Genomic DNA, 13,154 nt, shown 5'->3' with positions numbered 1-13,154 from the left:
CTCAGCCTGAGCCTTGCCGAACGACATGACGCGCAATCCACGTGGTCGCGCGTCATGACTCATGCCAGTGCAAACGGATACGCCAGCACGTCGGCGATCGCATCGGTGTCGGCCAGACACATCAGCAGACGCTCCACGCCAAGTGCCACGCCGGCACAGTCGGGCATCGCGTCGAGTATGCCCAGCAGGTTTTCATCGAGCGGAATTTCGCGCAGGCCGCGCTCGCGGCGCACGACATTGTCGCGCTTGAAACGTTCGCGCTGCTCGGCGGCATCGTTCAACTCGTGATAGCCGTTGGCCAGTTCGTAGCAGCCAAGGTACAGCTCGAAGCGTTCGGCCAACGGCGGCTCGCCGGGGCGGATCTTCGCCAGTGCGCACTGGCTCGCCGGGTAGTCGTGGATCACCGTGATGCGGTCGCGCGGAAACGCAGGCTGCAGCTTGTGCGTGATCAGCAGGTCCAGCCAGTCGTCGCGGCCGAGGCCATCCGGGCCGATGTTGTATTCGGCCAGCGGCGCACGCAATTCGTCGATCGAGGCATGCATCGGATCGATGCCCAGCCCGTCCAGGAACAGTTGCCGATAGCTGGTCACCACCACCTCGGCACGACGTTCGGCCATCGCCAATGCCGCATCGACCAGCGCGATCGTCTCCTGCATCAGACGGCGATGATCCCAGCCGACCCGATACCATTCCAGCATGGTGAACTCGGGATTGTGCCGCCCGCCCGCCTCGCCGTTGCGGAACACCCGGCCCAGCTCGTAGCAATCGCCGACGCCCGCCGCGAGCAGCCGCTTCAACGGAAATTCCGGCGAGGTGCGCAGCCAGCGCTCACGCGCGCCTGCATCGACATGCCCGCTGAAACGCGTGCTGAAACTCTCGATGTTCGGATCGGTATTGCCGGCCGCCGACAGGATCGGCGTCTCCACTTCCAGCACCTGGCGTTCGGCGAAGTACGCGCGGATCAGCGCGTAGAGCCGGGCGCGCAACTGCAGGGCGGCAAGCGCAGCAGAACCCATCAGCGGGTCTCGTGTTCGTCGAGCAGGGCCAGCAGCTGCGCCTCGTCCCACACCGGCACGCCCAGTTCCCGCGCCTTGTCCAGCTTGGAGCCGGCCGCTTCGCCGGCGACCACCACGTTGGTCTTCTTCGACACCGAGCCGGAAACTTTCGCGCCCAGCGCCTCCAGGCGCTCCTTTGCCTCGTCGCGGCTGAGCGTGGCCAGCGTGCCGGTGAGCACGAAGCTGTGTTCGGCCAGCGGAGCCCTGGTGATTCCTGCCGATGCGGGAATGGCGTGGAGAAGGCGGCGCATCGCCGTCTCGGCATCACGCAATTCGGCCAGTGCGACCGGATCGGCCAGGAAGCTTTCCAGGCCCGTCGCCGCGGCCTGCGGCACGCCGGCGGTGATCCAATGCGCCGCCCCGCCCGCCTGCAGTTGGGTCAGCGTCGGGAAATGCTGCGCCAGCAGCTTGCAGCTCTTGGGGCCGAGCTTGCTGACACCGGCCATGTCCAGCAGCACGCCGAGATTCAGGCGCTCGCGCAGCAGGGCCGAAGGTGCGGCCTCGTCGCTGAACGTGATGCCGGCGGCAAGCAGTGCGTCGACCACCTGCTGATTGCCCTCCTGCGCGAAGAAGCTGGCGATCGACGTGGCGACCTCGCCACCCACGTCCGGCAGCACCCGCAACACCGCCGCCGGCATGCTGCGCACGAAGTCGAGCCGGCCCAGCCATGCAGCCAGGGTCTTCGCCGTACTCTCGCCGATGTGCATGATGCCCAGCGCGAACAGGAAGCGCGCCAGCGTGGTGTGTTTGCTGGCCTCGATCCCGGCGACCAGGTTCTCGGCCCACTTGGTCGCCACCTTGCCGGCCTTCACGGTTTCCGGCGTGGTCCCGTCCCGCTCGTCCGCACGCCGCTTCATGTCGATGAAGTCGTCTACCGAGAGGCGATAGAGATCGGCCGGCGTCTTGACCATGTCGAACTCGACCAGCGCCTCGGCGAAACGCTCGCCCAAGCCGTCGATGTCCATCGCGCGACGCGAGGCGAAGTGGATGAGCGCTTCCTTGCGTTGCGCCGCGCAGATCAAACCGCCGGAGCAACGCCAGGCTGCAGCGCCCTCCTCGCGAATCAACGCCGAACCGCATACCGGGCAATGCCTGGGCATCGTCCACGGCACCGTGCCGGCAGGGCGCAGGTCTTCGACCACGCGCACCACTTCCGGGATCACGTCGCCGGCGCGGCGCACGATTACCGTGTCGCCCACGCGCGCGTCCAGCCGCGCGACCTGATCGGCGTTGTGCAGCGTGGCATACGTCACCGTGACGCCGGCTACCTGCACCGGTTCCATGCGCGCGCGCGGCGTGGCCGCGCCCGTGCGGCCGATCTGGACTTCGATGTCGAGCAGGCGCGTGGTTTGCTCCTGCGCCGGGAACTTGTGCGCGATCGCCCAGCGCGGCGCACGCGAGACGAAACCCATCTCGCGCTGGCCGGCGTAGTCGTCCAGCTTGTAGACCACGCCGTCGATGTCGTACGGCAGGCTGTCGCGCTTCCCGCCGATGCGGTGGAAGTAGGCAATCAGGCCATCGAAGCCGCGTGCGGTAGCCACTTCCGGCGACACCGGGAAGCCCCACTCGCGCAACTGCTGCAAGGTGGCCGAATGCGTCGGCGGCAGCTCGCCGCCCTCGACCACGCCGATTGCGTAGGCGAAGAAGCTCAGCCTGCGCTTCGCGGTAATCGCCGGATCGAGTTGCCGCAACGAACCGGCCGCGCCATTGCGCGGATTCGCCAGCGGCTTCTCGCCATTCGCGCGGGCACGCTCGTTGAACGCCTCGAAATCCTTGCGCAGCATGACCACTTCGCCACGCACTTCGAGCACCTCGGGCCAACCCTTGCCGCGCAATTTCAAGGGGATTGCGCGCACGGTGCGCAGGTTCGCGGTGACGTCTTCGCCGGTCTCGCCGTCGCCGCGGGTGGCGCCCTGCACGAACAGGCCGTGCTCGTAGCGCAGGCTGATCGCCAGGCCGTCGAGCTTGGGTTCGACCGAAAACACGGGGTTGCGCCGATCCAGCGTCTGCTCGATCCGCCGCTCGAACTCGGCCACTTCGTGGAAGCGCTCACGCGGTGTCTCACCGTCCTGCTCGAATGCATTGCCCAGCGACAGCATGGGAATCGCGTGGCGCACCTCGGCAAAGCCGCCCTGCGCCCGTGCGCCGATCTTGCGGGTCGGTGAATCGGGGCTTGCGAGCGCCGGATGCTCCGCTTCCAGCGCTTCCAGTTCGCGCATCAGCCGGTCGTACTCGGCATCGGTGATGTCCGCATCGTCGAGCACGTGATAGCGGTAATTGGCCTGCTCGATCTGCGCCCGCAGCGCGGCGGCGCGGGCGACGGTGTCGGCGGAGGCGGGGCGATCGGTCATGCAGGTCTCCTGGCTGCGGCCCAGTTTAGCGATACCCGTGCACGGCGAGCGGCCCCGCCGCCGGGAACGGGCTGCGCACGGCCGATGCCGTTCCGTGCAGCAGCGATCCGTTCGTGCAACGTCATTCGCGGTTGATCATCAGCTGGCTGCCGGGCGGACTTCAGGTCGGCTTCGCGCATCATTTCACGCCGAAACGTTTCAGCGATGCAGATGTCCGGCCGCTTCGGGCTGGTAGCTGATCTCCAGCACCTTCAGGCGACGCACGCGGCCGTCCGGCGTGGGCCAGTCGATCTGCTGGCCACGGGCCAGCCCGAGCAGCGCGCTGCCTACCGGCGCCAGAATCGACACCGTGCCGGGCGCACCGGCGGCCGCCGGATACACCAGGGTCAGGGTGAGCGTTTCGGCGTTGCCTTCGTCCTCGAACGTGACGGTAGAGTTCATCGTCACGATGTCCCGCGGCATCGCTGTCGGCTCAACCACGTCGGCACGGTCCAGTTCCGCGCGCAATGCGCCCAGCCGCTCGACATCGGCGGCCGGCAGACGCTCCAGCAAGGCTTCGATGCGATCGATATCGGTACGGGAAACAGTGATCGGTGGCTTGCTCATGGGCTTTCCTGATACTTGCGGCACAAGCCGCACAAAAGCACACGCCGGAACGAAGTCGCCCCGGCGCGTGTGGTCGTTGAGGCCGTCATGACTATCTGGGCATGACTGGCGGATGAAACAAGGTTCACCTTGCCGATGCTCGCCGCGGAAAGCAAGCTGTCGCAGCAGCTATCATCCGCCAATGTCCCCGCATGCCGCCGCAGATCCCCACGCTGCCGCCTCCCCTGGTTCATCCCCGACGCCGGTTGAAGCCGACTCGCCGGGGATTTCATCGCGCGAGCGCTACCGCGGCCTGCTGTGGCTGGTAGCCGCGGCCTTTTTCATGCAGGCGCTGGACTCCACCGTGGTCAACACCGCGGTGCCGGCCATGGCCGAAGCGCTCAGGGTGACCCCGCTGGGGATGCGTACCGCCCTGACCAGTTACGTGCTCACCCTGGCGATCCTGATCCCGGCCAGCCCGTGGTTGTGCGACCGGCTCGGCACGCGACGGGTGTTCGGCATTGCGATCGTGGTGTTCGGCCTGGGTTCGCTGCTGTGCGGCCTTGCGCAGACGCTGCCGCAACTGGTGGCTGCCCGCGTGCTGCAGGGTGTCGGCGGCGCCTCGCTGATGCCGGTGGGCCGCTATGTGCTGGTGCGCAGCATCGACAAGCGCGAATTCGTGCGCGCCATGAGTACCGTCGCCACGTTCGGCCTGCTCGGTTCGGTGCTGGGCCCTCTGCTGGGCGGCGCGCTGGTGCAGTTCACGTCGTGGCGGCTGATCTTCCTGATCAACGTGCCGGTGGCGATCGCCGGGGTGTGGATGAACAAGCGCGACATGCCCGACTACCGGCTCGATCATGCCAATCGTTTCGATCTGCCGGGCTTCCTGCTGTTCGCCGTCGCCTCGGCATTGTTGCTGACGGCATCCGAGCTGGCCGGCAGCAAGCCGGTGCCGTGGGAACGGATCGGCCTGTGCGGCATGGTCGCGTTGCTGTTGGGCGTCGTCTACGTGTGGCACAGCCGACGCACCGAGCACCCGGTGGCGGATCTCGCGCTGCTGCGCGTGCGCAGCGTATGGGTCGCGCTGGCCGGCGGCCTGTTCACCCGGCTGGGCATCTCCGGCATGTTCCTGCTGCTGATGCTGTTCCTGCAGATCGGCTGCGGCTGGTCGCCGTTGATGGCCGGCCTCATGATGGTGCCGCAGGCGCTTGGCTCGATCACCGCCAAGTGGGTGATTCATCGTGCCCTGGTGCATTTCGGCTATCGGCGCCTGTTACTCGGCAACACCGTGATCGTGGCGGTGCTGCTGGCAGCATTCGCCCTGCTCGGGCCGACCACGCCGTTCTGGGCGATCGCCTCGCTGACCTTCTGCTATGGCGCTTTCGCCGGCCTGCAGTACACCGCGATGAACACGCTGATCTACAACGACGTGGACATCCGGCACGCCTCGATGGTCTCCTCGATGGCCTCCACCGTGCAGTACCTGGCGATGAGCTTCGGCATTGCGTTGTCCACCTTGCTGATGGCGGCGATGCTGCAAGGCCACGCACACGAAGACTACGTGGTGGCGTTCCGCTGGACGGTGCTGCTGCTGGCCGCAATCACCGCCGCGGCCAGCCGCGTGTTCGGCCGCCTGCGCCACGATCGGCCGCTGCCCGGCGCCGCCATCACCGACTGATCGACGCGCATTGGCCAGCATGTAGCATGCATGCTCTCTGCCGAGCGTCCGGGTCCGCATCGCATGCATCACGCCAGCGACATCCTGTTCACCTTGTTCATCGTGTTCGTGGCCGCCCAGATCGGCGGCGAGATCGCGCAGCGGCTGAAGCTGCCCGGCGTGGTCGGCGAGATCGCCGCCGGCTGCGCGGTCGGCCCTTCCCTGCTCGGCTGGATCACACCCGAACAGATCGTCAGCGGCACGCCGCTTGACGTGCTGGCCGAACTCGGCGTGGTCCTGCTGCTGTTCGCCGTGGGCCTGGAGACGCGGCTGGAGGACCTGAAGAAAGTCGGCACCGTGGCCTTCGTGGTCGGCGTGGTCGGCGTGCTGGTGCCGTTCGGCATGGGCAGCGTGTGGGCCCACAGCAATGGCTTCAACTGGGATCGCTCGCTCTTCGTGGCCGCCGCGTTCGTGGCCACCTCGGCCGGCATCACCGCACGCGTGCTGCAGGAGCTTGGCGCGCTGCAGCGCATCGAGAGCAAGGTGATCCTGGGCGCGGCCGTGATCGACGACATCCTCGCCATGTTGCTGCTCGGCGTGGTGGTATCGCTGCAGGGCGGCGGCCATGTCGACGCCTCGCACCTGCTGGTCGTGCTGGGCGGCGCGGTCGGTTTCATCGCGGTGATCGGATGGGGCGGTGCGCGCATCATGCGCTGGAACTCCAGCTGGCTGGACAAGCCGCTGGGCCCGCATTCGCCGCTGATGATCGTGCTCGCGTTGTGCCTCGGGCTGGCCTGGCTGTCCACCCGGTTCGGTCTGGCCGCCATCATCGGAGCCTTCCTGGCCGGCATGATCGCCTCGGAAACCCGCCAGCAGCACACCCTGGAACAGCAAACCAAACCGCTGCTCGCGCTGCTCACGCCTTTCTTCTTCGTGGTCACCGGCAGCAAGGTCGACCTGCACGAACTGGCCAGTGCCGACACCCTGCTGATGCTGGGCGTGGTCACCGTGATCGCGATCATCTCCAAGTTCATCGGCGGCTGGCTGGGCTCGCTGTCGCTGGGCCAGCGCAGTGCCACCATCATCGGCTTCGGCATGGTGCCGCGAGGCGAAGTCGGCATCGTGGTCGCCACGCTGGGACTGGCCGCCGGCGTCTTCGACGGTCGCATCTACGCCATCATCGTGGCGATGTCGCTGCTGACCGCGATGGTCACGCCACCGGTACTGGCGTGGTTGCTCAGGCGCAGTGCGAGCGATGGCATCGAGATACCCGACGTGCGCGGTTGAACGCACTTGTTTGGGTCTATGCTGGGCGGATTCGAGAGAGCGAGGGTATAAACGTGGACACAAGCAAGGTGGTTCTTGTCGTCGACGACGATGCCCTGGTACTGGAATCCATCGACATTCACCTGTCGGCAGTCGGCGGCTTTCGCACGATCCTCGCGCTCGGCTCAGCCAGTGCCAACGCGACGCTGGACCAAAGCCGCATCGATGTGATCATCGCCGATGTCATCCTGACCGGCAGCATCACCGGCCTCGACCTTTGCCACAAGGCGATCACGCAGTATCCCGGCGTGGCTGTCGTCGTGATCACTGCCGACACCGAGGTCCAATGCGCCGAAATTCCCGAACGCGGCGTGTTTCTGCGCAAACCGTTTGGCGGGGAGCAGTTGGTTGAAGCGATCGAAGCTGCCTTGCGGACGGTGGAAAAATAGGCAACCTGAAGGGGCATGCCCGGCCGAAGCAAGTCGAGGCAATCGTGTGTGATGCACGTCATGCGGGGCCGATCGCGACGATGGCCGTGGATTGCGCCCTGTCGCCGCAGCACCTAGGCTCGGCGCTTCCATCCCCAGGGAATCGACCATGCGCCCGCTCCGCGTACTCACGCTGTCCGCTGTCGTCACTGTCCTCCTCTCCGGTTGCTCGCCCGACGCGCCGCCTCCCGCACAGACGACAGCTCCGGCCCCCACATCCACCGTCGCATCGGCGAAGCCTGCCAGTGACAGCGCAGCGCTGGCGTCGGCCGTGGACGCTTTCATCGACGGCATGTTCGAGCACAACCCGGTGTTCGCCGCCAACGCCGGCAAGCACGAGTTCGACGGCAAGCTGCCCGATTACAGCAAGACCGGCCTGAAGGCGACCGCCGACTGGCTGCACGCACAGCGCACCACGTTCGCCGCCTTCACCGATGACAAGCTCGACGCGCAAGGTCGCTTCCACCGCGACTACGTGCTGGCGGTGATCGACGGCCAGTTGTTCTGGCTGGAAGATTCCGGCGCGCCGTACAGCAACCCGGCTTTCTACACCGGCGACCTGTCGCCGAGCATGTACCTGACCCGGCCATATGCGCCGCTGGCCCAGCGCATGGCGGCGTTCGTCACCTACCAGGAGGCGCTGCCCAAGGCACTGGCCCAGATCAAGGCCAACCTCAAGCTGCCGCTGCCGGCGTCCTACATCGATGTGGGCGTCAACTCGTTCGGCGGCTACGCCACGTTCTTCAAGAACGACGTACCCGGCATCTTCGCCGACGTGAAGGACGACGCCCTGCAGGCGCGCTTCAAGGCCAGCAATGCCGCCGCGATCAAGGCCACGCGGGATCTGGCCGACTGGCTGAAGGCGCAGAAGCCGCACGCCACCCAGGACTACGCGCTGGGCGCCGAAAAATTCTCGAAGATGCTGCACGCCACCGAACTGGTCGACTTGCCGCTGGATCAGCTCAAGGCCATCGGCGAGTCGGACCTGAAACGCAATCTCGCCGCACTGAAGGCCGCCTGCGATCAATTCACGCCCGGGGAATCGCTCAAGGCGTGCGTCGCCAAGGAGAGCGCGGACAAGCCCGTGGGCGGTGCCGTCGAGGGTGCGCGCAAGCAGCTCGCCAGCCTGCGCCAGTTCATCGTCGACAAGGACCTGGTGAGCATTCCCGGCACCGAGCAGGCCAAGGCCGAAGAAGCACCGCCGTTCAACCGCTGGAACTTCGCCTATATCGAGATCCCCGGCCCGTACGAAAAAAACCTGCCCTCGGTGTACTACATCGCGCCGCCGGATCCGACCTGGAGCAAAGCCGACCAGGCCGCCTACGTGCCGGGCAAGGCCGCGTTGCTGTTCGTCTCCGCGCATGAAGTCTGGCCGGGTCATTTCCTGCAGTTCCTGCACGCCAACCGTGCGCACTGGAAGTTCGGCCAGCTCTTCGTCGGCTACGCCTTCGCCGAGGGTTGGGCGCACTACACCGAGGAGATGATGTTCGACGCCGGCCTCGACGGCGCCACCCCGGAAGTCCATATCGGCCAGCTCACCAACGCCCTCCTGCGCGACGTGCGCTACCTCTCCGCCATCGGTCTGCACACCGGCGGCATGACCATCGCCCAGTCCGAGCAGATGTTCCGCGACAAGGCCTTCCAGGATCCGGGCAACGCCCGCCAGCAGGCCGCGCGCGGCACCTACGACCCTGCTTACCTCAACTACACGATGGGCAAGCTGATGATCATGCAGCTGCGCCAGGACTGGATCGCCGCGCATCCCGGCCCGAACGCCCTGAAGGCCTTCCACGACCAGTTCCTCAGCTACGGCGGCCCGCCGATCCCGCTGGTGCGTCAGCAGATGCTGGGTGGCAAGTTGGAGGCGAAGCTGTGGACGAAGGATGCGGCGGGGACGGAAGCGGTTGCGCCGTCCAGGTAAACAGATGGCGACGGGGCGTTCGCCGGGTAGTCAGGTCCGTGGGAGACTTCCCGGCAACGCCGGGCGCGATTGTTGCCGTTGCGCTTTCAGGCCGCCGGGTTAATCGCGTGGCTTTTTGGTGCGTCGTACACATCCGTGCTTGCGATGCTCCGACCAGGGTTTTCGACGATCGTCACGTTCTTGATGGTGCGTTGGCATTTCGACCCAATCCCGATATCCGGCCCCGCTGCGTGCGCCTTCTTTGGACACAGCGTTCCTTCATCATGGAATGACGACCGGCCCGGTAGTGTCATCGCATCGACAGCGCCAGCGGAAATTCCATGGCCAAGGTTCGTATCGGTATCTCCGGCTGGCGCTATCCACCGTGGCGGGGCAAGTTCTATCCGGAAGATCTACCGCAACGGCTGGAACTGCGTTACGCCTCGCGACAGTTCGACACCATCGAGATCAACGGCTCCTTTTATTCGCTGCAGCATCCCGACAGCTGGCGCCGCTGGTACCGCGATACGCCTCGCGGTTTCGTTTTCGCCGTGAAGGCACCGCGCTTCATCACCCACATCCGCAGGCTGCGTGAGGTGGAAACGCCGTTGGCGAATTTTCTCGCCTCCGGCGTGCTGGAATTGCGCGAAAAGCTGGGGCCCGTGCTGTGGCAGTTTCCGCCCAGCCTGAAATACGACCACGAGCTGTTCGACGCGTTTCTTTCCTTGTTGCCAAGGGACAGCGAGACCGCGCTGTCCCTGGCCAGGCGCCACGACAGCCACATCAGGCACGTCGGCGACCTGTCCGGCGATCGAAACCGGCGCCTTCGCCATGTCATCGAAATTCGTCACGAGAGTTTCGAGGATCCGGCGTTCATCCGTCTTTTGCGCCGGCACCGCGTCGGGCTGGTGGTCTCCGATGCGGCGTCGAAATGGCCAAAGCTGCAGGATGTGACCGGCGGATTCGTCTACATGCGGCTGCACGGCGACAAGGTGATTTATGCAAGCGGCTACACCGACGCCGCCCTGCGCGACTGGGCACGGCGGATCCGCGCATGGATGAAGGGCAAGCAGCCACGCGGCACCGGGAATCGCGCCAGCCGCCAACCTCCACCGGCGCGCAAATCGCGCGACATCTATTGCTACTTCGACAACGACGCGAAGGTGAAGGCGCCCTTCGACGCGATGCGATTGCGCGCCAGGCTTCCATCGTGATCTGCTCGCCCAACCACGCGACCAGGCCAGTACACGGTTCCTCACCGCAGCAGGAATCGCTCTCCGTATTTGGCGTGGACGATGATTAGATGAACGTTGCTGCTTCGTCCCGACCCATGTTGTTCATCGGCTGCGCCGGCTGGTCGATCCCTTCCGCGCAGGCAAGCCGCTTTCCCGAAGGGAACAGCCACCTCGAGCGCTACGCGCAACGGTTCAACTGCGTCGAGATCAATTCCTCGTTCTATCGCGCGCATCTGACGGCCACCTACCGCCGCTGGGCGGCCAGCGTACCGCCAGCGTTCCGCTTTGCGGTGAAGATGCCGCGCGCCATCAGCCACGAAGCCCGCTTGCGCGACTGTGAACCGGCGCTGCGAATCTTCCTGGGCCAGGTCGGCGAACTGGGTGCAAAACTGGGTTGCCTGCTGCTGCAGCTGCCACCCAGCCTTGCCTACGCGCCATCGGAGGCACTGCCCTTCTTCGATCAGTTGATACGGCTGCACCAGGGGCCGGTGGCCTGTGAGCCACGCCACCTGTCGTGGTTTCAACCGGCCGTCGACCGCGCGCTGCGTGAGCGGGGTATCGCGCGGGTGGCCGCCGATCCGGCGCGGATCCCACGGGCAGCGGTTCCGGCGGGAGATCCCCGTTTGCAGTATTTCCGCCTGCACGGCGCACCGCACATCTATTACGACGCCTACTCCAACGCCGCGCTACGCAGCATCGAACGCCGGCTGCAGCGCGTGCGCCACGGCTGCGCCCAGCGCTGGTGCGTGTTCGACAACACGGCGCTCGGCCACGCCGTGGCGAACGCACTGGACCTGATCGAACGTATCGGCTGACGCACTTCACTTCACGTGGTCGTTCCGCGACGCACAGTAGCCATTCCACGAATGCCCGGGAAGTATTGATGCCGGAAGGCCCCTCCATCGTCATCCTGCGCGAAGAAGCCGCGGCCTTTGCCGGGCGAACCATCCTGCACGCGAAGGGCAACGCGAAAATCGACATGCAGCGATTGCCAGGCCGCCGCGTACTTGCCTTGCGCAGCTTCGGCAAGCAGTTCCTGATCGAGTTGTCGAACGACCTGACCGTACGCGTCCACCTGCTGATGTTCGGCAGCTACCGCATCAACGAGGGATGGGATATCGCGCCGCGGCTCAACCTTGTTTTCGATGAGGGCGAACTGAACTTCTACAACGGCTCGGTGCGCCTGCTGGAGGGCAGCCTCGACGCGCTGTACGACTGGCGCAGCGACGTGATGTCGGACCACTGGGACCCGAAGCTGGCGCGCGCAAAACTGCGCAAGATGCCGCATGCCCTGGTCTGCGACGCCCTGCTCGACCAGACCGTCTTTGCCGGGGTCGGCAACATCATCAAGAACGAGGTGCTGTTCCGGATACGCGTGCATCCGCTGTCGAAGGTCGGCGCGCTTTCTCCGTACAAGCTGCGCGAACTGGTGCAGCAGGCCCATGTCTATACGTTCGAGTTCCTGGCCTGGAAGAAGGCGCACGTACTGGCCAAACACTGGCTGGTGCACAACCGCGGGCGCTGCCCGCGCCACGACATCCCGCTGCAGCGCGCGTATCTGGGCAAGACGCATCGCCGAAGTTTCTTTTGCCTGCATTGCCAGAAACTGTATACGGAGGATTGATCCATGCCCGGCTCCGGTTCGCACAAGGTGGTCTATGTCGCGCTTGGCGGCAATCTGATGATCGCCATCGCAAAATTCGTGGCAGCCGGGCTCTCGGGCAGTTCGGCGATGCTCAGCGAGGGTGTGCACTCGCTGGTCGACACGGTCAACGAACTGCTGCTGTTGTACGGTTTGCACCGCGCCGGCATGCCGCCCGACCGCACCCATCCGTTCGGGCACGGTCGCGAACTGTACTTCTGGAGTTTCATCGTCGCCTTGCTGGTGCTGGCGATGGGTGCAGGCGTGTCGTTCTACGAGGGCGTGATGCACATCCGCCAACCGGAACCCATCGAACGCCCGCTGATCAATTATCTGGTGGTGGCCGTATCGCTCCTGTTCGAAGGCACGTCATGGTTCGTGGCGCTGCGCGAATTCCGTGCACGCAAGGGCCGGCTCGGGTACTTCGAGGCGTTCCGCCTGAGCAAGGACCCCAGCACCTTCACCGTCCTGCTGGAGGACAGCGCCGCGCTGCTCGGCCTGCTGGTGGCGCTGGCCGGCCTGATCGGCGCGCAGTTGCTCGATCAGCCCGTGCTCGACGGCGTCGCGTCCATCGGCATCGCTGGCGTGCTGGCTGTATCCGCGATGCTGCTGGCACGCGAAACCAAGGGCTTGCTGATCGGTGAAACTGCCCATCCGGCGGTGAGCGAAGCGATACTCGCGATCGCCGCAGGCGATGATGGCGTGCGCTGCGCCAACGGCGTATTGACCGTGCAGATGGGACCGAATCAGGTGGTGGCTGCGCTGAGCGCCGAGTTCGAGGACGCATTGAACACCACGCAGATCGAAGCCTGCATCAACCGCATCGAGAAACAGGCCAAGGTCGCCCATCCGGAAATCATCTCGCTGTTCGTCAAGCCGCAGACCGCCGAGGTCTGGCGTGCACGGCGCAAGCTGGTGGAAACGAGCGCGAAGGAACTGAACCCGTGAGCATGTATTTGCCGGCATTCCTGCCGC

The 13,154-nt window shown here is 65.7% G+C and carries 11 protein-coding genes; 8 read left to right on the top strand and 3 right to left on the bottom strand.

Going from position 1 to position 13,154, the window contains the following annotated elements; all coding sequences use genetic code 11:
* Positions 1-59 precede the first annotated feature (59 nt).
* From epmA to rnk, 3 genes are all read right to left on the bottom strand, one after another.
* Positions 60-1,016 (bottom strand): EF-P lysine aminoacylase EpmA, encoded by a 957-nt coding sequence (epmA, locus tag CIW53_RS16365; protein ID WP_149365788.1) that lies wholly within the window; start codon positions 1,014-1,016, stop codon positions 60-62.
* The gene (gene ligA, locus CIW53_RS16360; RefSeq protein WP_149365787.1) at positions 1,016-3,406 is read right to left on the bottom strand and encodes an NAD-dependent DNA ligase LigA; all 2,391 of its coding nucleotides are present in this window, start codon (positions 3,404-3,406) and stop codon (positions 1,016-1,018) included. The genes epmA and ligA overlap by 1 nt, the downstream gene beginning before the upstream one ends.
* 198 nt (positions 3,407-3,604) lie before the next feature.
* Complete coding sequence (gene rnk / locus CIW53_RS16355) at positions 3,605-4,012, bottom strand: nucleoside diphosphate kinase regulator (protein ID WP_149365786.1); 408 nt, start codon at positions 4,010-4,012, stop codon at positions 3,605-3,607.
* A 181-nt stretch (positions 4,013-4,193) separates the two neighbouring features.
* Between rnk and CIW53_RS16350 the strand changes: the two genes are divergently transcribed.
* The 8 genes from CIW53_RS16350 to CIW53_RS16315 all read left to right on the top strand — a co-directional run bounded on the left by CIW53_RS16350 (position 4,194) and on the right by CIW53_RS16315 (position 13,127).
* Entirely contained in the window at positions 4,194-5,669 is a 1,476-nt protein-coding gene (locus tag CIW53_RS16350) for an MFS transporter (protein ID WP_149365785.1), read from the top strand.
* Between the two features lie 63 nt (positions 5,670-5,732).
* A complete protein-coding gene (locus CIW53_RS16345) occupies positions 5,733-6,935 on the top strand; it encodes a cation:proton antiporter (RefSeq protein WP_149365859.1) in 1,203 nt (400 codons plus the stop codon).
* A gap of 68 nt (positions 6,936-7,003) precedes the next feature.
* Positions 7,004-7,363: a response regulator gene (locus CIW53_RS16340; protein WP_172969708.1), complete on the top strand. Its 360-nt coding sequence runs from the start codon at positions 7,004-7,006 to the stop codon at positions 7,361-7,363.
* Positions 7,364-7,511: 148 nt separating this feature from the next.
* Positions 7,512-9,323 carry a DUF885 domain-containing protein gene (locus tag CIW53_RS16335; protein WP_149365783.1) on the top strand — a complete coding sequence of 604 codons (1,812 nt, stop codon included), beginning with the start codon at positions 7,512-7,514 and terminating at the stop codon, positions 9,321-9,323.
* Positions 9,324-9,643: 320 nt separating this feature from the next.
* Positions 9,644-10,516 (top strand): DUF72 domain-containing protein, encoded by an 873-nt coding sequence (locus CIW53_RS16330; RefSeq protein ID WP_149365782.1) that lies wholly within the window; start codon positions 9,644-9,646, stop codon positions 10,514-10,516.
* 89 nt (positions 10,517-10,605) lie between these two features.
* Entirely contained in the window at positions 10,606-11,352 is a 747-nt protein-coding gene (locus CIW53_RS16325) for a DUF72 domain-containing protein (RefSeq protein ID WP_149365781.1), read from the top strand.
* A 68-nt stretch (positions 11,353-11,420) separates the two neighbouring features.
* Entirely contained in the window at positions 11,421-12,161 is a 741-nt protein-coding gene (locus CIW53_RS16320; RefSeq protein ID WP_149365780.1) for a DNA-formamidopyrimidine glycosylase family protein, read from the top strand.
* 3 nt (positions 12,162-12,164) lie between these two features.
* Positions 12,165-13,127 (top strand): cation diffusion facilitator family transporter, encoded by a 963-nt coding sequence (locus CIW53_RS16315; RefSeq protein ID WP_149365779.1) that lies wholly within the window; start codon positions 12,165-12,167, stop codon positions 13,125-13,127.
* Positions 13,128-13,154: the final 27 nt, after the last annotated feature.

Source organism: Rhodanobacter sp. T12-5 (assembly GCF_008329435.1).
In the GTDB taxonomy this organism is placed as follows: domain Bacteria; phylum Pseudomonadota; class Gammaproteobacteria; order Xanthomonadales; family Rhodanobacteraceae; genus Rhodanobacter.
Note: the sequence above shows the minus strand (reverse complement) of the source record. Positions and strands in the feature narration are given on the sequence as shown.

Coding starts and splice junctions, on each gene's coding strand:
- CIW53_RS16345 (WP_149365859.1), top strand. CDS start 5,733: ATGCATCACGCCAGCGACATCCTGTTCACCTTGTTCATCGTGTTCGTG.
- rnk (WP_149365786.1), bottom strand. CDS start 4,012: ATGAGCAAGCCACCGATCACTGTTTCCCGTACCGATATCGATCGCATC.
- CIW53_RS16335 (WP_149365783.1), top strand. CDS start 7,512: ATGCGCCCGCTCCGCGTACTCACGCTGTCCGCTGTCGTCACTGTCCTC.
- ligA (WP_149365787.1), bottom strand. CDS start 3,406: ATGACCGATCGCCCCGCCTCCGCCGACACCGTCGCCCGCGCCGCCGCG.
- epmA (WP_149365788.1), bottom strand. CDS start 1,016: ATGGGTTCTGCTGCGCTTGCCGCCCTGCAGTTGCGCGCCCGGCTCTAC.
- CIW53_RS16320 (WP_149365780.1), top strand. CDS start 11,421: ATGCCGGAAGGCCCCTCCATCGTCATCCTGCGCGAAGAAGCCGCGGCC.
- CIW53_RS16350 (WP_149365785.1), top strand. CDS start 4,194: ATGTCCCCGCATGCCGCCGCAGATCCCCACGCTGCCGCCTCCCCTGGT.
- CIW53_RS16330 (WP_149365782.1), top strand. CDS start 9,644: ATGGCCAAGGTTCGTATCGGTATCTCCGGCTGGCGCTATCCACCGTGG.
- CIW53_RS16325 (WP_149365781.1), top strand. CDS start 10,606: ATGAACGTTGCTGCTTCGTCCCGACCCATGTTGTTCATCGGCTGCGCC.
- CIW53_RS16315 (WP_149365779.1), top strand. CDS start 12,165: ATGCCCGGCTCCGGTTCGCACAAGGTGGTCTATGTCGCGCTTGGCGGC.